The sequence below is a fragment of the Paraburkholderia elongata genome, assembly GCF_013177735.1.
Lineage (GTDB): Bacteria > Pseudomonadota > Gammaproteobacteria > Burkholderiales > Burkholderiaceae > Paraburkholderia > Paraburkholderia elongata.
The window spans coordinates 111,444-129,288 of sequence record NZ_WOEZ01000043.1; the positions used below are offsets into that span (position 1 = coordinate 111,444).

A 17,845-nucleotide genomic window follows, 5' to 3' on the forward strand; every position below is an offset into this window, starting at 1 on the left:
AATTTAGATGGACACGATCCTCGCCTGCGTACCCGACGCCGTCAAGATGCCTTCCCCGGGCGCTTACTTTCTGACCAACGCCGGTGCCTATTCGTTTCAGTAGCCTTTAGTCAGGCGGTTTCAAGAGTGAAGCGCAACAGGGGGTTAATGAACGGAAGCTGATGTTATCGAAGCGGTTGCGAGCATACGTTCGAACACCTCGAATGGCGAATGAAATGCATGGGTAGCACGCGGTCGGCTGTTGAGGCTGTCGGCAATGGCATCGAGTTCGTCCTGGCTGTAGATCGAGAGGTCGGTGCCTTTGGGCAAGTACTGACGCAGCAGCCCGTTGGTGTTCTCGCAGGTGCCGCGTTGCCACGGGCTGTGCGGATCGCAGAAGTACACGCGCACGCCGGTGGCGGCGCTGAGCTCCTGATGCCGGGTCATTTCCTTACCCTGGTCGTAGGTGAAGCTCTGGCGCAGTGGGGCGGCGATCGAATTCAGTTTGGCAGTGAAGCCCGCCAGTGCCGAGGCGGCGGTGGCGTCTTCCATCTTCGCCAGCAGCACCAGGCGACTGCTGCGCTCAACCAGCACGCCGACGGAAGACTGGTTGCCGGCGCCCTTGATAAAGTCGCCTTCCCAATGGCCTGGCATCACCCGGTCGTCGACCTCAGGCGGGCGCACATGGATGCTCACCATGTCGGGGATCTGGCCGCGCCGGTCAGTGCCCCGCTTGCGTGACATACGCGTGCTGTGGCCGTGGCGCAGACAGGCGATCAGTTGGCGGCGCAGCTCACCGCGTGGCTGCGCATAGATGGCGGTGTAGATGGTCTCGTGCGAGACGTGCTGGGTCGGATCGTTGGGCCACATGCGCTTGAGGGTACCTGAGATCTGCTGGGGCGACCACTTCCATTCCAGCAGGGTGAGTACGACGCGCCACGACACGCTTTGAGGGTGCAGCTTGGGACATGGGCGCGCAGCCTCGCGTCGGCTCGTGCTGAGCGCCTGCGCTGGCGCAGACGCATAGCCCACGGCAGAACACGTGTTTCTGGTCAGCTCGCGGCTCACAGTTGATGCCGGGCGCCCGAGTGTTCGGGCCATGGCCCGAACACTCGAACCCTGCTGCTTCATGCTTGCAATGGTCATGCGCTCTTCAGGCTGAAGCTGTTGATACGTTCTTCTTTTTTGCATGTGCGCACCTTACACGAGGAAGGTGTTGCACTTCAAATTTGATCGCGCCGTGCGATATTGAATTTCTATATAGTTTTATTCGCGGACAAACAGGCCCGCATTTATTTATGATTTTGTCCGCCGACGTTCGACTAGCTTGCGCAAGCCCTCGACGGTCACTGCATCTTCATCGTCCTCACATTCGCCAGCAATGGCATTGGCGACTATGGCAACAGCCGTATACGGCACACTGTCAAAATACCGAACACAAGATTCCGCCACTAGCGCGCGGTAGTTTTGACGGTTGACATCACCCGCCCCGGGTTGCGCACTGGGCAGTTGATCGCCAGGATCAACTTTCGCAAGCATCTGAATCAAATGCGGGAGGACGATTCGAAGGTCGTCCAAAGCGACGCTGACAGGAATGACATGTTCGCGCGCGTCGTCATTGATCTGTGCGGCAAGCAGCATGCCGCCACATGCACGCTCATCATCGATCAGTTCGCGAAGCGTTTCAGCTGCAGTTCTGTACTGCTGCTGCTTTTTTCGGGCAGCCTTCACGTCGAGAGGCCGCGAGCGGCCGAACGCCCTTTGATGGGGGTCTCGGCTCAGGTCTTCCGGAAGACTTAGGAAGAACTCGACCATCTTGAGTGGCGGGCGCAGGGCGGCCCGTATGTCCGCCCAAGCCCCCGCAACACCGGGGTCAATACTTTGTTCCAGCATCCGAGCCTTATGCATCTGACCATCATAGAACCACAAGGAGTCCTTGATCTTTCGGAAACGGTAATATCGGGGACTCCCAAACTCGATTTTCGTGTTTTTCTGGTACTGCTCCACGCATGTCAGATAGGAGCGATCGCGTTGCCTCGGCTGGGTCGATTCGAGCCATTCGACAATGTCATCGGGAATTTTTGTCATATTAGTCTCGCCCATCAATTACACCGTCGCTTGTCGTTGAAGAGCGATAACAGTGGAGCCTCCATAAGGTTGTGTGATGAATTGCGCCCAGTCATCCATCATGCGCCGGCGTTTCTCCAAGACGTCGCCGCGCCAGTAAGCAGCTTCGGTGGCGTCGCCCTTCACGTGCGCCAGAGCAACCTCAGCCAACTCGCGCGGATAGTTCGTTCGTTCGCCCGCCCAGTCACGGAATGTGCTGCGAAAGCCATGTGGTACGGCGTCGACGCCCAGGCGTCGGACCATCATCAGCAAAGTCATGTCGCTGAGAACTTTGCCTCGTGGGCTGGGGAAGACGACATCGGGCGTGCGAGGCATCGCCTGGAGCAACCTAAAAGCAGCATCCGAAAGCGGCACACGGTGTTCCTTCTTCGCCTTCATCCGCTCAGCGGGGACGCGCCACACTCTACTATCCCAATCGATCTCAGCCCAGCGGGCTCCTCTGGCCTCGCCGGAGCGTGCTGCTGTCAGAATGGCAAATTCCATGCACCGCGCGGTGTTCGATTCGATCGCGCGAAGCTGCGGCATGAAATTACCCATCTCGGAAAACGGCAGGGCGGGGTGATTCCGCACCTTTTGAACCTTGGATGGTTTCGATAACAGGTTCTCGAGATTGCCGCGCCAGGACGCTGGGTTTTCGCCAGAGCGGTAGCCCTTCACCTTGCACCAGTTGAGAATCGCCTCGATGCGGCCACGCAGGCGGGAGGCGGTTTCGTTCTTAGTCAGCCAGATCGGCTCGAGTACCTCTGTCACATGCTCGCGCCCAATGTGGCGCACGTAGAGTCGTCCGATGAACGGATAGGCATACGTCTCTAACGTGCTGCGCCACTGATCGCCGTGCTTCGGGTTCGCCCATTCAGACGATTTTGCTGCCATGAACTTCTGGGCGGCATCGGCGAACGTCATTTCAAGAGTTTGGCTGGCTCGCAGACGGCTATCGGCTTCGCGCCGCTCAAGTATTGGGTCAACACCAGAGCGGATCTTGTCACGCTCAGCTTGGGCCTTGGTATGGGCGTCTTTCAGAGAGACCGCGGGGTAGGGGCCGAGTCCGATCTCGCGGCGGCGATCACCAACCTTGACCCGCAAGATCCAGGACCGCGAAGTGGGGCTTACAACCTGAAGGTATAGGCCCGCGACTTTGCCGACTGGATGCATTCCGGGATCTTTCAGTTTCGACACGGCGAGCGCGCCCAGCTCTTTCGCTACCTTCGGCATTTTTGCTGCTCCGGTAAACCCATCATCGTACCCGCCATAAATTGTGTAATTTGATGATATTGGTTGAATCGGATTAGCGCAAGAAAAACCGTGAACGTCTTGTCTGGTGCGTGTTCAATGAGACTTTGTGATCTCTATTGATACTGAAAAATGGCGGACACCCTTTCCGCCAAATTTAGAAAACAGGCCCTTCGGGGCCTGTTTTCGTTTCTACCCACGAAAAGAACCGTTCCTTTGGGCGGAGCTGATACGTGCTGCGCCCTCCGCGCATCTTGCGCACTATACGCAACTAGCGTACATTTCAAAAATGCGAGCAACATTTGTCGAGCTGTCCTCATTCCAGAAATATCGTGCTGACTACCTGACGGATGACGAGTATCGACTTCTTCAAGAAGACATGCTTGCCAACCCGGAAATGGGTGATGTGATCAAAGGGGCGGGTGGTTTGAGGAAGTTGCGCTTCGCCGATAAGCGTCGGAATAAGGGGAAGCGTGGCGGTCTGCGGGTGATCTACTACTACTGGGTCGGAGGCACCCAGTTTTGGACGTTCACGCTCTACGACAAGGATGAAATGTCGGATCTGTCGAGCGCTGAGCGCAAGACATTTGCCGAAATGCTCCAAGGGGAAATAGCGCAAAGGAGTGTGAGATGAAAAGGAATCTGTTTGCCGAGTTGAAGGAAGGCATGGCTGAGCTTGCTGCTGAACGCGAAGGCAAGGTAACTCTGCGCAAAGTCGATGTCGAAATACCTGACGTCGTACAGGTCTCCGCTGAAGAGATAAAGACGGTGCGGGAGGCCGTGCACGCATCGCAAGCGGTGATGGCGCGCCGGCTTCGAGTCAATCAACGTACCTACCAGAACTGGGAACAAGGGAAGGCAAAACCTAACGCTCAGGCTGCTGTCTTGATCAAACTGGTTGAGAAATATCCAGATACGTTGACAATGCTCGAAACACTTTGAGAAGCCGCCTTCGGGCGGTTTTTTTATAGTCGGTGAACCTGACGAGTCCGGGCGTCTTCATCTGCTCTCCAGTGTTGTCGAACCCGCGGGTGACTTCGGACTTCATATTACGTCACCTGGCGCACCGCTGAGGGCATGTGCGCCTTCCGTACCCAGGCGTGATCGGTCAGTTTGACGAATGCGCCGGCCATGACCGCAACGGCTGACTACCAGGTCAATCTGGCGTAGCGGATACCTGAATTTATGTCATTTACATAATCGGCGTGTATTTTCTCGTTCGCTTGGACGAATTCACTTGCAGTAGATGCACGCATTGAAAGCAATTAGAAAATAAGTTGATGATTATTTGTCAGGAAAATTTCTGCCTGAATTCGACGCACGCCGCCACTGACCATTAGCCCGGTTCGAGTTCGTGATCCGCTGAATGATGGTGAAAAATAAGTGGCACTTCCCGAGTCGCCTGAGTGCCTGTAAAGTCATACGGCGTTTTCGCGTCAGGCCCAAAAATACAGACGCCGAACGCACAGCCACAACGATGTCCCGAGCAGTTTGCAAAAGTAGTTTTGTAAAACAGGCTTCAAAAGGGGATTCACATGTCAGTCGGCAATTCGGTCGTTGACACGACCAAAAGCACCACCAAATACAAAGTCATCAAGTGGTCGATCATCGGGCTGTGCATCGCCATCGGTGCGCCACTCGCCATCCTGCTGGTCAAAGGCCTCGTCGGCCTGATCCTCGCGGCGGTGATCGGGCTCGCGGCGATCAACTTCGGTCCCGTTCTCGCCATGAAGTTTGCGAACCAGAAGGTCAAGATGTTCGTGAACGAAGCGAAGTCGAACCCGATCGAGACGCTCTACAACGAACTGGCCGAAAAGCAGGAAGGCGCCGAGCGGTTCAAGAAGAGCATCACCGACTTCCGCACCGAAGTAAAAAACTTCGAAGACAAAACCGCGCAGTTCAAAAAGCAGTATCCCGAAGACGCGGATCGTTTCGAGACCCAACTCGCGACGATGAAAAAACTGCTCGCGTTTCGCGAGGGGCGCTATAAGCAGGTGCAGGACGAACTCAAACGATTCTCCGACGCGATCGATCGGGCCAAAGCACTGTGGGATATGTCGCAATCCGCGCAACGCATGAACAAGATCGCCGGCATGCAAACCAGCGACACTTTCGCGCAGATCAAAACGGACGCGGCGCTCGACTCCGTGATGAACTCGGTCAACAAAGCATTTTCCGAAATGGAAACGTCACTGATGGAAAGCGCGGAAGTGCAGCAAGCCAAGGCCGCTAACGAGATGGGCGTTATCAATCCGCCCGCTCAGCAACTCGGCTCGCCCACGGCGCCCAAATAATCAGGCGCGCGCCGCTCGACCACTCAACTCGATCAAAAAATAATGAAGAAAATCCTGGGTTCGATTCTTTTCCTGATCTTGCTGGCTGCCGGTTGGTATATCCACGAAGGCGGCCTGAAAAATCCTCTTAACAGCGGCCAGAGTGCCGACAAAGACACCGTTGCGGTGAACGGCGCGGTGAACGGTGTAGACACCGGCAACAACAGCAGCGCCGACGTCAAAACGCCAGCCCCGAGCAACCCGGACGGTTTCGTGCCCTACAAGGACGCGCTGAAGTCGATATTGAGCAACGGTGTCGTACGCGTCAGCGTCGAAAATCCATCGCGGCCGTTTTACTCGGAAGACAACGGCAAGCCGCAAGGTTTCAACGTCGACTTCGCCAATCTGCTCTTCGCTCAGAAAGAGTTCACCTCGGGCGACCATTCGACCGTCACGGTCGACACGCGTCACGGCGTGGACACGTATCCCGCGGTCCCCGATCAACTAACGAAAACCGACAAGCAGGGCAACGCGGTCGTCGATGTCGCCATGGACGGCCTGACGTTCCCCGACAACACACCAAGCGGCGTGGTCTATTCGATTCCCTACGTCGAGGACTTCGGCTATTCGTTGATCGTCGCCAAGGGTTCGCCGGTCCGGTCCGCAGCCGATCTGGCGGGCAAAACGGTCGGCGTGCTGCAGGGCGATCCGGATGTGAAAGCGTTTGTCCAGAAAGCGTTCCCGAATAGCAAAATCGTCGAACTATCGGATGCGAGCATCGAGGGGCAGCGATCCTGGATGTCGCACTTCCTGGACGAGCATCAGGTCGACGCCATCGTCTACGACTATCCGTTTGGTGTGTCGGAGATCAAGGGCACCGACCTGACGTTCGCGGTTACAAAACTGGACGGGTCCAATCTCGCGTACAAAATCGGCGTACGCAAGGAAGACAGCGCGCTCCTGATCTACCTGAACTCCGCGATCGCGAAGGTGAAGCAGTCGACGGCGTATCTGGACCTGTTGCGTAAATATTTCATCAGCGACCAGGTGCTCACCACCGCTGCGACCGGCGGCGAGAAGACCTACGTGGTCCGCTCCGGTGACACGCTGAATGCCATTGCCGCGAGTCAGTTGGGAAGCGGTGCGCGATTTGTGGACGTGCAAAAGCGCAATAACCTGCCGAACCCCAACCTTATCCTGATCGGTCAACACCTGATCATTCCGGTGCGCTGACGCGGTGGAGTTTTCAGCCGGGCCCTCGCGGCCCGGCGTGAACAACAGTCCCTGAACGGCAAAGCCTTCGACTATGACGAACGCTTAGCGCTACATATTATTTACGCGCGCGGCATCAAGCGCGGGCGGGGCGTCGATGCCGATCCCCGGCGAGCAGGCTCGACCCGGTTCGCGGAGGCCGTCCGGCGATCCTCTGTACAATTGGCCGATCGTCAACATCGACCCACCTCGACCGAATTCATGGCCATTACCTACAAGACTCCCGACGACATCGCCAAGCTGCGCATCTCCGGCCGCCTCGCGGCCGACGTATTGGCGATGATTGGCGAGCACGTCAAGGCCGGCGTCTCCACCGACGAGCTCGACGCGCTGTGCAACGACTACATTGTCAATACGCAAAAGTCGATTCCGGCAAATGTTGGTTATTTGGGTTTTCCGAAGACCGTGTGCACGTCCGTCAACCAGGTGGTGTGCCACGGCATTCCCAACCGCAGCGAAATCCTGAAAGATGGCGACATCATCAATATCGACGTCGCGATTATCAAAGATGGCTATTTCGGCGACACCAGTCGCATGTATTGCGTCGGCCAGCCGAGCACGGTCGCGCGCCAGCTGATCGACACGACCTATGAAGCGATGCTTGCCGGCATCCGCGAGGTCAAGCCTGGCGCTACGCTGGGTGACGTCGGCTACGCGATCCAGAAGGTCGCGCAGCGCGACGGCTTCTCGATCGTGCGCGACTACTGCGGCCACGGCATCGGCCGTGTCTACCACGAAGACCCGCAAGTGTTGCACTACGGTCAGCCAGGGCAGGGCGTGCGTCTGAAACCGGGTATGGTCTTCACGATCGAACCGATGATCAACGCGGGCCGCGCCGGTACCGCGGTGCAGCGTGACGGCTGGACGGTCGTCACTAAAGACCGTTCGCTGTCGGCGCAATGGGAGCACATGATCGCCGTGACCGAAGAGGGCTACGAGCTGTTGACGCCGTGGCCGGACGGCACCGGCGATTACGACGCGCCTTGAACGCAGTGGCAAGCGTGCCTGACGAACCGGCTATCAAGGCGGTGGGCGCGTGAATCGCCGCGCAGTTGGCGCGCGGCGCCTGCACCAGGGACCGCCGCTGCGGTCCGATCCAGTAAATAAGGATTTGACTCGCGCGCCGGTTCGGTTAAAGCTATGCCTTAGTGTTTCAAGGGGTTTTCGTCTGCATGAGTACGTCATTGACCGTTCGCCGTATCGCTGCTGATCAGGGCGCCGTTTTGCGCGAACTCCGTACTGCGTCGCTGCGGGAGGCACCCTATGCCTTCTGCGAAACGCTTGAGGACGCGTTGTCGGCGGATGCCGCCACGTTCGACGCCACCGCCGCCGAACACGCTGTTTCGTTTATCGTCACCAGTTTCATCCTCTCTACCGAGGGTCATCCGGCAGGACTGATCGAAGCACATTTCGACGATACCGCGGCGCGCCGCGCGTTCGTCTGCGAGTTGTGGGTGGCGCCGGCCGTGCGTCATCTGCGAGGCGGCGAGCTGCTGGTCGACACCGCCAGCACCTGGCTCGCCGGCGAAGGCGCCATGGAAATCTACGCGTGGGTCGCCGACGCCAACCGCAATGCGATGCGCTTTTACGAGGCGCTCGGCTTCGGTCCGACCGGCGAGCATAGACGCGTCGTGCGTGCGCCCGAGCAGGCCGAAAGCCTGCTGGTGCGCCACGTGCCGACCACGTCGCAGGTGTTTCAGCAGTGATCCCGCGAGCGGCGCGTCTGCCTGCCGCTCAAATCCCTTCCGCGTCGCTACAGCGTTCATGGCCGAATAAGCGGCCTAAGCGCGGCCTGAATGGCCGAGGCGTGGCCACGTCATGGGTATTCAGGTCGCAGGAGGGCGTTCTGTCGGCAAAAAAACTCGCTCCCTGCCTGGACGCCTGTAAAATACGCAAAATTTTTTGCCGAACGCTATGTCGCCCAAGAAATCGCCCTTTTTCGAACTCCGCAGCGGCTCTGTCGACACGCTCCTGTTTGTGGTCAAGACAACCGACCTCGACGCGATGCGTGCCGAACTGACCCGGCGCTTCGAGGCGACCCCCGAATTTTTCGCTAACGACGTCGTCGCGATCGACGTGCGCCGTCTCGCCGAGAACGAACGCATGCCGCTTGCCGACATCGCGCAACTGCTCGAGAGCGTGCGCATGCGTCCGGTCGGCGTCGTCGCCAACGCGCAGCAGGCGTGGGCGGCCGAATCCGCGCTGCCGCTGCTCGAAGCACGTGACCGCCGCGGCGCTGCCGCGAAGTTCGCCGACGAAGAGGGCGCCAGTGCCGCCGCTACGGCACCGGTTGCCACGGCCGCGACCGCTACGCCCCCGGCGGATCTGTTCGCAACTGCAGCCGGCGAACCCCCGGAAAACGGTACCCCGGCCACGGCCGCCGCGGTCGAGCCGGTGCCCGCCGTCGAGCCGGTACGTCTTGCCACCTCATCGCAAACCATGGTGGTCGACAAGCCGCTGCGCTCGGGCCAGCGCATCTACGCAAAGGGCGATCTGGTCGTGCTCGGTCTGGTGAGCTACGGCGCGGAAGTGATCGCGGAAGGCAACATCCATATTTACGCGCCGCTGCGCGGCCGGGCTTTGGCCGGCGTGCAGGGCAATCACGACGCGCGCATTTTCTGCACGTGTCTCGAGCCGGAACTGATCTCGATCGCGGGCATCTATCGTACGACCGAGAACCCGCTGCCGGCCGACGTGCTCGGCAAGCCGGTGCAGATCTGGCTCGATGAAGAGAAACTGATGATCGAACCGTTGCGGCTCACCTGATTTGCGGGGAGCGCGCGCTGCCCTGAACGTACCTGGCATGCGCCGTTTCACAGCAAATATGGCCGCACATAATTGATGAATTTGACGAACACAAGGTAAGGGTAATGGCAAAAATCATTGTGGTGACTTCGGGCAAGGGTGGCGTGGGCAAGACGACCACGAGCGCGAGTTTTGCATCGGCCCTCGCATTGCGCGGCAGCAAAACCGCCGTGATCGACTTCGACGTCGGCCTGCGTAACCTCGACCTCATCATGGGCTGCGAGCGCCGTGTGGTGTACGACCTGATCAACGTGATCCAGGGCGAAGCCAACCTCAACCAGGCGCTGATCAAGGACAAGAAGTGCGAGAACCTGTTCATCCTGCCGGCCTCGCAAACGCGTGACAAAGACGCGTTGACCATGGAAGGCGTCGAGAAGGTCATCAACGACCTGATCGCGATGGACTTCGAATTCATCGTTTGCGATTCGCCGGCGGGTATCGAATCGGGCGCGCTGCTCGCCATGCACTTCGCCGACGAAGCGCTGATCGTGACGAATCCGGAAGTCTCCTCGGTGCGTGACTCCGACCGTATCCTCGGCATTCTGTCGTCGAAGACCAAGCGTGCGATCGAAAGCAAGGAACCGATCAAGGAACACCTGCTGATCACCCGCTACAACCCGAAGCGTGTGAGCGAAGGCGAAATGCTGTCGCTGACCGACATTCAGGAAATTCTGCGCATCGATCTGATCGGCGTGATTCCGGAATCGGAAGCGGTGCTGCATGCGTCGAACCAGGGGCTGCCGGCTGTGCACCTGGACGGCACGGATGTCGCCGAAGCCTACAAAGATGTAGTGTCGCGTTTCCTCGGCGAGCAGAAGTCGCTTCGCTTTACCGATTACCAGAAGCCAGGGCTGCTGCAGCGCCTCTTCGGCACCAAGTAAGGGGAGCGCACGTAATGTCGATTCTTTCGTTTTTGCTGGGCGAGAAGAAGAAGTCCGCGTCGGTAGCGAAGGAACGCCTGCAGTTGATCATCGCGCACGAGCGCGCCGGCGGCCATGCGCCTGCCGATTACCTGCCTGCGTTGCAACGCGAACTGGTGGCCGTGATTTCAAAGTACGTGAAAATCTCTAATGACGATATTCGCGTGAGCCTGGAGCGCCAGGACGACCTCGAAGTGCTCGAGGTCAAGATCGAAATACCGCAAGCTGGTTCCGCATAACGTGCTGCGCGCTCCGCTTCGTTTCGTCGATGTGACGTGGCGAGGTGGAGCGCGCAAGCGCTGTCCCTCGCGTTGCTACGCCTCGCGGCGAAATAATCGTTGCACTTCAGCATGTGCCGTTACACGCGAGCAGTCGGCATGTTCGTCCTCTCGTGCATTAAACGAATAGCGCCGTAGTCGATGTCCAACTACAGAGGGAAAACATGAACAAGACTTTTCGCTTGCTGATCGCTAACGCTGTTCTGATCGCCGCTGGCGCATCCGCTGTGGCATCCGCGTCCGCCGGGGAAGTCGTCGTAATCGCACCGTCCGCACCACCGGCCGTGCGTTATGAAGCCGTGCCGGCGCCGCGCGTGGGCTACGTATGGGATCAAGGCCACTGGCGCTGGGACCACGGCCGCTATGTGTGGGTCGCGGGTCATTGGCAGGCTGAGCGTGTTGGCTACCACTGGGTGCCGGGCCACTGGGTCGAACACGGCCCGAACTATCGCTGGATCGAAGGCCACTGGGCTTAAGATCATACTGGCCGGTTGCGTGGTGGTGCCGACGCGGCCGGTTTATATGCGCGCGCCGGCCGGCGGTTGTCGTTTACTGACGCGGGGCGCTGTCTTCAGTGCGAGCATCGCCGTTGATCTCATCGACGACCGCAGGTTCGAGTGCTTCGACTTCGGGGACTTCCGGCACCGGTGCGGGTGCCGGTTGCGGCAGCGGCGCCATATAACGCTCTGCCAGCGACTCATACAACGGCGGCGCGAAGAAACGCGCCACACGGCTCGCGATCAACGCGGTGGCCATCAGCGAAATCACCAGTGCATGACCGTCGATCATCTCCATCACGATCACAAACGAGGTAATCGGCGACTGCGTGACGGCCGCCAGATAGCCCACCATGGCGAGGGCGATCAGCATCGGCAATTGCATCGAGCCGAACACCATGTGCAGCAGATTGCCGAAGCCAGCGCCGATCGACAGCGACGGTGCGAAGATGCCGCCTGGAATGCCCGGCAGATACGAGCCGACCATCGAAATCATCTTCAGAAACGGATAGAACCCGGACAGGTGCTCGTGTCCATCGAGCAGTCCGCGCGCTTCCGCATAGCCGCTGCCGAAGGTCGTGCCGCCGGAGATGAGACCGACCACCGCGATCACGAAACCGCACAGCGCGCCGAACGCGACCGGCCGCTCGCCATGCATCTGACGCAGCGGTGCTGGAATCCAGCGCGCGGTATTCAGCAGCAGCCAGCCGAACACGCCGCCCGCAATACCGGTGACGATTGCCGTGAGCACGACGGCCACCGCCAGCAGATCGGGGAAATGCGTGCCGATCTGGATGGTGCCGAAATAGGTGTAGTTGCCGTTCAGCCCGAGTGCGATCACACCGGCGATGATGATCGCCGTAATCAGCACGCCGCTCGCGCGGGCCTCGAAGCTGCGCGTGAGTTCCTCGATCGCGAACACGATTCCTGCCAGCGGCGTATTGAACGCCGCGGACAAGCCCGCTGCCGCGCCCGCGAGCACCAGTTGCCGTTCGATCAGCGCGTTCGAGCGCGGATAAAGCCGCCGCAGATTGAACATCAGTGCCGCGCCGACCTGCACGGTCGGTCCTTCACGGCCGATCGTGAAGCCCCCGAGAATCGCCAGAAACGACACCGCGATCTTGCCGAACAGAATCGGGAACGACAGCAAGCGTGCGCCGTATTCGGCCGGCCTGGAATGCAGGGTGGCGATGACTTGCGGAATGCCGCTACCTTCAGCGCCGCGGAAAAACTTGCGCGTGAGCCAGACGGCGAGCGCGGCGACCGCGGGTGTGACGATCAACGGCGCCCACACGTGCTGTTGCTGCATTGCGCGGAATTCGCCGTAGCCCCAATCGATCAGCCTCGCATACAACACCGCCACCAGGCCGACGGCGATTGCGCCGAGCCAGAAGACGCCATATTGCCGCCACAGGCGTCTCGCGCGACGCACGATGCTGGAAGATAGCGGAGGGAATGCCCGGGACATGAGGAATGTGCTGGCGCAAAGGGTGAATTATAAAGCGTGCCGCATCGACAGAACCGTATGAAAGTATTTCGAAATATAGTAAAAAGGCAATTTGTAAACCGTGCGATGTAACGCGTTGTATTAATGACCAGATGGCGCACCGCCGCGTTCAGCAAAGATTATTCCAATCGTCGGCTAAAATAGTTTGACGTTCGAACAACTAATAGGTCCTCAATGAAGCGAGTCCTTATCGTCAAGGTCACTTCACTCGGCGATATCGTGCAGGCGTTGCCAGTCGTCGCCGACATCAAACGCGCGTTTCCCGGCGTTGAAGTGGACTGGGCGGCCGACGAAGCATTTGCCGAAGTGGTGCATTGGAGCGAGAGCGTGGACCGCGTGCTTTGCGCACCGCTGCGCCGCTTCAAGAAGGCGCGCCGCTGGGGCGATTTCAAGGCGATTGCGGCGTCGATCGCCGAATTGCGCGCCTACCGCTACGACTTCATCATCGACATTCACGGCGTGTATAAGAGCGCGATCATCGCGTTTCTGGCGCGTTCGTCGAAGCGTATTGGCTATCAGTCCCAGGATCTGGGCGAGCGGGGCGCCGCATTTGCCTACACCGGGCGTTTCGGTCCGCGTCCGCAGTGCAATGCATGGCATGGCATGCGCATCAGCGCGGGTGAGGCGTTGGGTTATAAGGTCGAAGGTCCGGCTGTCTACAATCTGCGCCTGCCCGAGCCGGCGGCCGCACCGTTCGCGGCTAACAGCGCGCCGGTCGCGGCGCTGTTTCACGCCACCTCCAAAGACGAGAAGAAGTGGCCGCTGCCGCATTGGGTCGCGGTCGGCCGCGAGTTGGCGGAGCGCGGTTTTCATGTGGTGTTGCCATGGGGCTCGGAAGGCGAGCGAGCCGAGGCGGAGCAAATCGCGTCACAGGTGCCGGGCTCGACCGTCCTGCCGAAGCTGAGCGTGACCGAAATCGCGCAGATGATCGATGCGTGCGCACTGGTGGTCGGCACCGATACGGGTTTCGTTCATCTGGCGCATGCATTGCAGAAGCGCACGGTCATGATTTTTGTGGCGACCTCGCCGTCGCATTGCGGCATCGAGGCGCCGTTCCGCTCGATTTCGATCGGCGACGGCCACTCAGTGCCGTCGATCGCTGAGGCACTGGAGGCGATCGACTACGTGCACAGCGAGCCGCGCGCCGTCGCCATGCAGCACGGATCGGCAGCCGCCTGAGCGCAGCTACGCCGCGCTTTCGCGCAATCGTTTGGCTAAAAGAAAAGAGGCGCGACGTACAGTCGCCCAATCAAACGAGCGCTGCCACGGAACGCCTCCGAAAAACGCCCGCGTCGGGGAACAACGGGCGGAGAGGAATCGCTGCAATGAAAAAAACTGACTTATTCGCTGAGTCATTTAGGTGTCGCGCATTACACACCTGTTAAATCTGTCGCTTTTCGTTGAGTGCCTAATTGGCTACACGTGAGCTCTTTCGCGAGGCCGTCGGCTCGGTCATGGCGCATGGAAGCGCGCACTTAATACCCATCCTCACCGCCGGGATCCGCGCACCCGCCACGGACAGGGCTTGCACGGAACGCGCACGTCCAAAGCAGTATAGGCGGTGTTTTCGTCCGATGTGAGTCTGTCGTCGCCATGCTTCGGCGCGGCCGGTTTCGGGGCTCAAACGTGTAACACCTCAGTGATCTTCCCTTACAAATGGCAACGTTCGCGCGAGGCAGGGTCGTGTTCAATCGAGTCATTCGGGGTTTCGGCTCGAATGAATCTGACTCGAAGGAGAATAATATGAAACGCTTAATCCTGACCCTGATCGCAGGCACGCTGCTGGCAACGGCGCTCGGAGGCTGCATCGTTGCACCGGCGCCTGGCTATTACTACGGCGGTGGTTACTACCATCACGGTGGCTACTACTACCGGTAACGGCTTGTGGTGTGCGTTCGGCTAGACGCCGCGCCAAATCCTGACGGCTGCCGCTTGCCTGCATAGGCACGGGCAGCCGCTCAACCGCTTCTTTGGATGACGTCAGACATCTTTCGGCTGTCGCGCCTGACCGGCTGTCGCGGCGTTCGCCCGCTCAGGCGAGCAGCATTTCGAAAGCGATCACCGCAGTGATTGCAGCCGCGTTCGCGGCCAGCGCTTCCACGACGATGCCTTTCCATGTCGCGGGACGAAAACGCAAGGCCAGCAGTAGCGAACACAGTAACGCCAGCGCGATGATCATCACGATGTCGGCGTTGTGAAGATGAACATTCATCGGGGCCTCCCTGCTTGCCTTAGGGTTATTGGAGTCGAGTATAGGCAAGTCAAAAAGACGCGCAAGGCAGGGGATTTACCAGCAAAGTGCGCAAAAGTGGGGAGAAATGCGGAGTGCCAGCCGGTGCTGCCGCAGCGCTCGTCAATGCGCGCCCGGCGGCACCAGCGTAAAGAAGCAATCAGACCATCAACGCAGCGCGCCCGCTTACATCAAGTGTGCGTCGCGCGTCTCGCGCATGCACAGCACACCGATCATGCTGACGGCCGCCGCAATCGATACATAAGCGCCCACCCACGGCAGCCCGCCGTGCGCGGCTAGCACCTGCGCGATATATGGCGCGACGGACGCGCCGAGAATCCCGCCGAGGTTGTACGACACGCCCGCACCGGTATAGCGGACGTTGGTCGGAAACAGTTCCGGCAGCAGCGCGCCCATTGGGGCGAAGGTCACGCCCATCAGGAACAGTTCGATCACGAGGAACAGCAGCACCAGCGGCGTCTGCCCGCTGCCGAGCAACGGCGCCATCGTGAAGCCCGACAGGATCGCCGCGATGATACCGACGATCAGCACCGGCTTGCGGCCATAACGATCGCTCGCCCAGGCCGACAGCGGCGTGGCGAGCGCCATGAACACGACCGCGATGCACAGCATGCCGAGGAAAGTCGGCCGAGGAATATGCAAGACCGATACACCGTACGACAGCGAAAACGTCGTGGCGTTGTAGAACAGCGTGTAGCAGACCACCATTGCCAGCGCGCCGAGCAGGGTCGGCAACCAGTGTTGCGAGAGCAGCGTGGCGATCGGCACCTTCACGCGTTCCTTGCGTTCGATGGCCGCCTGGAAGGCCGGCGTCTCGGCGATCTTCAAGCGCACATACAAACCGAGCGCGACCAGCACCGCGCTGACGAGGAACGGCACGCGCCAGCCCCAGCTGCGGAATTGCTCGTCGCTCAAAGACAACGCCAAAGCGAAGAACAGACCGTTGGACGCCAGAAAACCGATCGACGGCCCAAGTTGCGGGAACATTCCGAACCAGCCGCGTTTGCCGGCTGGCGCGTTCTCAGTGGCGAGCAGCGCCGCGCCGCCCCATTCGCCGCCAAGGCCGATACCCTGGCCGAAGCGCAGCACGCACAGCAGGATCGGCGCGAGGCTGCCGATCGAGTCGTAGCCCGGCACGAAACCGATCAGCGTGGTCGACACCCCCATCACCAGCAGCGAAGCGACGAGCGTCGACTTACGGCCGATCCGGTCGCCGAAGTGACCGAACAGGAACGAGCCGATCGGTCGCGCGACGAACGCGATGCCGAACGTGACGAAGGCTGACAAAGCCTGGGCGGTCGCCGAGCCATGCGGGAAAAACACCGGTCCGATGACGAGCGCCGCGGCGGTCGCATAGACGTAGAAATCGTAGAACTCGATCGCGGTGCCGATGAAGCTCGCGAAGATGATCCGCGCGCTGCTGTTCTGCCCGGCCGCGTTGGGCTGGGCCGCGGAAATCGGCGAAGTGGACATGCAGGGTCTCCGTGTGTCGTGATGCCGTTGGGCGCCGTACTTCTATGTGCGGGCGGCGCGTGGTCAGGCTGCATCTTTGTTTAAGTTCGTGCGCTTCGGCGCGTCTCGCTGGCGATTGAAGCCATGCCCGGCGCGGGCGACGATGCGACAGCTTACAACGGCAGCCGGTCCTGTGCGGGTGGCGCAGCGGCGCTGCAATCGGGCTCGCGCCGCGCCAACGGGTGAGCGGGCGGCGTGAGCCGTGCCGGAAGGCTCCGGCGGCTTAGGGAGTCGGAAAATTATAACGAGCGCGGCGGCGGCGCAGCAAGGCGGGACAAGACTTGCCTCGCGTCTTGCCTTTGGGGCGCTGTTTTGGCGCTGCGTTCAGTTGATGGTCTGCGCTTGCGGCGAGGCGAACTCGCGCAACTGAAATTTGCCGTCGTCGTTGAAAAGCCAGTCTTCGAACAGTTCGAGCTGGCCGTTGCCGTTCAGCAATTTGCCGGGAGGTTCCGGTAGCGGCGAGGCGCGCCGCAAGGTGGCGAGCGCGGTGCTTTCGGCTTCGTCGTCGCCATTGGTGCGATACACCGACGACGCCACCACCCGACCATCGCGATCCACCGTGAACGACACCACGACTAGCGAGCGCAGCATCGCTTGCGGCGTGCCGCGCAACACGTAGGACGGACTGCGTTCGACAATGCGTTTGGCGACCGCGCTGCGGTATTGGTCGAGCGTCGCACTGTTGACGGCGGCCACCGGCGTGATGATGAGCGGACGTTGCGGTGGCGTGATGGTGCAGCCTGCCATGACTGCGAGCGCCAAAGCCGACGCTACCGTCAACGCCGATGCCGCGCTATGCGCATGCGATAAAGATGCGCTAACGCGCGAAGCGAAGCGTCCAGTCAAGCGGCAAAGGTGACGCGTGCGAGTGAGCATCGTCGGGGGAAGCACTGAGACAGGATCTAACTTGATGGTAGTCAAAAAGCACCAGGATTCAACTGTCGTTCACCCTGTATACCGATCCAGAGCCCTGTCATTCGGCTTGCTTGCACGCCGCTCCTGGAGTTCTTTCCAATACCTTTCTGTTGCATGCATGAGCGCATTCAGTCTGATGCGATCCGCCTGACATATACCGTTTTTAAACAAAGTTCGTCAACGCCGATCCGCACACAACAGGACTTCTAAGAGTTTTCCTATGGTGTTAACAGCCTCACGCCAATAGCGTGGGCCGGACCATCGGGCGAAGCGCCGCAA

General features: G+C 59.9%; 19 protein-coding genes. 12 read left to right on the forward strand and 7 right to left on the reverse strand.

Going from position 1 to position 17,845, the window contains the following annotated elements:
* Positions 1–144 precede the first annotated feature (144 nt).
* The 3 genes from GNZ13_RS08990 to GNZ13_RS09000 form a co-directional block, all read right to left on the reverse strand.
* Complete coding sequence (locus GNZ13_RS08990) at positions 145–1,170, reverse strand: IS30 family transposase (protein WP_172162424.1); 1,026 nt, start codon at positions 1,168–1,170, stop codon at positions 145–147.
* Positions 1,171–1,275: 105 nt separating this feature from the next.
* Positions 1,276–2,067 (reverse strand): hypothetical protein, encoded by a 792-nt coding sequence (locus tag GNZ13_RS08995; protein WP_172162426.1) that lies wholly within the window; start codon positions 2,065–2,067, stop codon positions 1,276–1,278.
* An 18-nt stretch (positions 2,068–2,085) separates the two neighbouring features.
* Positions 2,086–3,318, reverse strand: coding sequence for a tyrosine-type recombinase/integrase (locus GNZ13_RS09000; RefSeq protein ID WP_172162428.1), 1,233 nt, complete (start codon positions 3,316–3,318; stop codon positions 2,086–2,088).
* Between the two features lie 127 nt (positions 3,319–3,445).
* Here GNZ13_RS09000 and GNZ13_RS09005 point away from each other — a divergent pair, with 127 nt between their 5' ends.
* The 10 genes from GNZ13_RS09005 (at position 3,446) to GNZ13_RS09050 (ending at position 11,360) form a co-directional block, all read left to right on the forward strand.
* Positions 3,446–3,970 carry a type II toxin-antitoxin system RelE/ParE family toxin gene (locus GNZ13_RS09005; RefSeq protein ID WP_236001889.1) on the forward strand — a complete coding sequence of 175 codons (525 nt, stop codon included), beginning with the start codon at positions 3,446–3,448 and terminating at the stop codon, positions 3,968–3,970.
* The gene (locus GNZ13_RS09010) at positions 3,967–4,278 is read left to right on the forward strand and encodes a helix-turn-helix domain-containing protein (protein WP_172162431.1); all 312 of its coding nucleotides are present in this window, start codon (positions 3,967–3,969) and stop codon (positions 4,276–4,278) included. The genes GNZ13_RS09005 and GNZ13_RS09010 overlap by 4 nt, the downstream gene beginning before the upstream one ends.
* Positions 4,279–4,871: 593 nt before the next feature.
* A complete protein-coding gene (locus GNZ13_RS09015) occupies positions 4,872–5,630 on the forward strand; it encodes a hypothetical protein (protein WP_172162434.1) in 759 nt (252 codons plus the stop codon).
* Positions 5,631–5,672: 42 nt separating this feature from the next.
* Positions 5,673–6,842, forward strand: coding sequence for a transporter substrate-binding and LysM peptidoglycan-binding domain-containing protein (locus GNZ13_RS09020; protein ID WP_172162437.1), 1,170 nt, complete (start codon positions 5,673–5,675; stop codon positions 6,840–6,842).
* Between the two features lie 240 nt (positions 6,843–7,082).
* Entirely contained in the window at positions 7,083–7,868 is a 786-nt protein-coding gene (gene map, locus GNZ13_RS09025) for a type I methionyl aminopeptidase (protein ID WP_172162440.1), read from the forward strand.
* Positions 7,869–8,053: 185 nt separating this feature from the next.
* Positions 8,054–8,587: a GNAT family N-acetyltransferase gene (locus GNZ13_RS09030; RefSeq protein WP_172162443.1), complete on the forward strand. Its 534-nt coding sequence runs from the start codon at positions 8,054–8,056 to the stop codon at positions 8,585–8,587.
* A 208-nt stretch (positions 8,588–8,795) separates the two neighbouring features.
* Positions 8,796–9,647, forward strand: a complete 852-nt coding sequence (gene minC, locus GNZ13_RS09035; protein ID WP_172162446.1) for a septum site-determining protein MinC — start codon at positions 8,796–8,798, stop codon at positions 9,645–9,647.
* 104 nt (positions 9,648–9,751) lie between these two features.
* Positions 9,752–10,567 carry a septum site-determining protein MinD gene (gene minD, locus GNZ13_RS09040; RefSeq protein ID WP_063495093.1) on the forward strand — a complete coding sequence of 272 codons (816 nt, stop codon included), beginning with the start codon at positions 9,752–9,754 and terminating at the stop codon, positions 10,565–10,567.
* A 14-nt stretch (positions 10,568–10,581) separates the two neighbouring features.
* A complete protein-coding gene (minE, locus tag GNZ13_RS09045; RefSeq protein ID WP_028196771.1) occupies positions 10,582–10,845 on the forward strand; it encodes a cell division topological specificity factor MinE in 264 nt (87 codons plus the stop codon).
* Between the two features lie 203 nt (positions 10,846–11,048).
* On the forward strand, positions 11,049–11,360 hold the full coding sequence (locus GNZ13_RS09050) for a YXWGXW repeat-containing protein (protein WP_172162449.1): 312 nt from the start codon (positions 11,049–11,051) through the stop codon (positions 11,358–11,360).
* 73 nt (positions 11,361–11,433) lie between these two features.
* Here GNZ13_RS09050 and GNZ13_RS09055 read toward each other — a convergent pair whose 3' ends face one another.
* Positions 11,434–12,849: a chloride channel protein gene (locus GNZ13_RS09055; protein WP_172162452.1), complete on the reverse strand. Its 1,416-nt coding sequence runs from the start codon at positions 12,847–12,849 to the stop codon at positions 11,434–11,436.
* Between the two features lie 213 nt (positions 12,850–13,062).
* Here GNZ13_RS09055 and waaC point away from each other — a divergent pair, with 213 nt between their 5' ends.
* Together waaC and GNZ13_RS53440 are read left to right on the forward strand one after the other, a co-directional pair.
* Positions 13,063–14,067: a lipopolysaccharide heptosyltransferase I gene (waaC, locus tag GNZ13_RS09060; protein ID WP_172162455.1), complete on the forward strand. Its 1,005-nt coding sequence runs from the start codon at positions 13,063–13,065 to the stop codon at positions 14,065–14,067.
* 564 nt (positions 14,068–14,631) lie between these two features.
* Positions 14,632–14,766, forward strand: coding sequence for a hypothetical protein (locus tag GNZ13_RS53440; protein ID WP_256390474.1), 135 nt, complete (start codon positions 14,632–14,634; stop codon positions 14,764–14,766).
* A gap of 154 nt (positions 14,767–14,920) precedes the next feature.
* Here GNZ13_RS53440 and GNZ13_RS09065 read toward each other — a convergent pair whose 3' ends face one another.
* The 3 genes from GNZ13_RS09065 to GNZ13_RS09075 all read right to left on the reverse strand — a co-directional run bounded on the left by GNZ13_RS09065 (position 14,921) and on the right by GNZ13_RS09075 (position 17,527).
* Positions 14,921–15,100: a hypothetical protein gene (locus GNZ13_RS09065; protein WP_172162458.1), complete on the reverse strand. Its 180-nt coding sequence runs from the start codon at positions 15,098–15,100 to the stop codon at positions 14,921–14,923.
* A 204-nt stretch (positions 15,101–15,304) separates the two neighbouring features.
* A complete protein-coding gene (locus GNZ13_RS09070; RefSeq protein WP_172162461.1) occupies positions 15,305–16,612 on the reverse strand; it encodes an MFS transporter in 1,308 nt (435 codons plus the stop codon).
* Between the two features lie 363 nt (positions 16,613–16,975).
* On the reverse strand, positions 16,976–17,527 hold the full coding sequence (locus GNZ13_RS09075; protein WP_172162464.1) for a cell envelope integrity protein TolA: 552 nt from the start codon (positions 17,525–17,527) through the stop codon (positions 16,976–16,978).
* Positions 17,528–17,845 lie beyond the last annotated feature (318 nt).

Coding starts and splice junctions, on each gene's coding strand:
- GNZ13_RS08990 (WP_172162424.1), bottom strand. CDS start 1,170: ATGCAAAAAAGAAGAACGTATCAACAGCTTCAGCCTGAAGAGCGCATG.
- GNZ13_RS08995 (WP_172162426.1), bottom strand. CDS start 2,067: ATGACAAAAATTCCCGATGACATTGTCGAATGGCTCGAATCGACCCAG.
- GNZ13_RS09000 (WP_172162428.1), bottom strand. CDS start 3,318: ATGCCGAAGGTAGCGAAAGAGCTGGGCGCGCTCGCCGTGTCGAAACTG.
- GNZ13_RS09010 (WP_172162431.1), top strand. CDS start 3,967: ATGAAAAGGAATCTGTTTGCCGAGTTGAAGGAAGGCATGGCTGAGCTT.
- GNZ13_RS09015 (WP_172162434.1), top strand. CDS start 4,872: ATGTCAGTCGGCAATTCGGTCGTTGACACGACCAAAAGCACCACCAAA.
- GNZ13_RS09020 (WP_172162437.1), top strand. CDS start 5,673: ATGAAGAAAATCCTGGGTTCGATTCTTTTCCTGATCTTGCTGGCTGCC.
- map (WP_172162440.1), top strand. CDS start 7,083: ATGGCCATTACCTACAAGACTCCCGACGACATCGCCAAGCTGCGCATC.
- GNZ13_RS09030 (WP_172162443.1), top strand. CDS start 8,054: ATGAGTACGTCATTGACCGTTCGCCGTATCGCTGCTGATCAGGGCGCC.
- minC (WP_172162446.1), top strand. CDS start 8,796: ATGTCGCCCAAGAAATCGCCCTTTTTCGAACTCCGCAGCGGCTCTGTC.
- minD (WP_063495093.1), top strand. CDS start 9,752: ATGGCAAAAATCATTGTGGTGACTTCGGGCAAGGGTGGCGTGGGCAAG.
- minE (WP_028196771.1), top strand. CDS start 10,582: ATGTCGATTCTTTCGTTTTTGCTGGGCGAGAAGAAGAAGTCCGCGTCG.
- GNZ13_RS09050 (WP_172162449.1), top strand. CDS start 11,049: ATGAACAAGACTTTTCGCTTGCTGATCGCTAACGCTGTTCTGATCGCC.
- GNZ13_RS09055 (WP_172162452.1), bottom strand. CDS start 12,849: ATGTCCCGGGCATTCCCTCCGCTATCTTCCAGCATCGTGCGTCGCGCG.
- waaC (WP_172162455.1), top strand. CDS start 13,063: ATGAAGCGAGTCCTTATCGTCAAGGTCACTTCACTCGGCGATATCGTG.
- GNZ13_RS53440 (WP_256390474.1), top strand. CDS start 14,632: ATGAAACGCTTAATCCTGACCCTGATCGCAGGCACGCTGCTGGCAACG.
- GNZ13_RS09065 (WP_172162458.1), bottom strand. CDS start 15,100: ATGAATGTTCATCTTCACAACGCCGACATCGTGATGATCATCGCGCTG.
- GNZ13_RS09070 (WP_172162461.1), bottom strand. CDS start 16,612: ATGTCCACTTCGCCGATTTCCGCGGCCCAGCCCAACGCGGCCGGGCAG.
- GNZ13_RS09075 (WP_172162464.1), bottom strand. CDS start 17,527: ATGCTCACTCGCACGCGTCACCTTTGCCGCTTGACTGGACGCTTCGCT.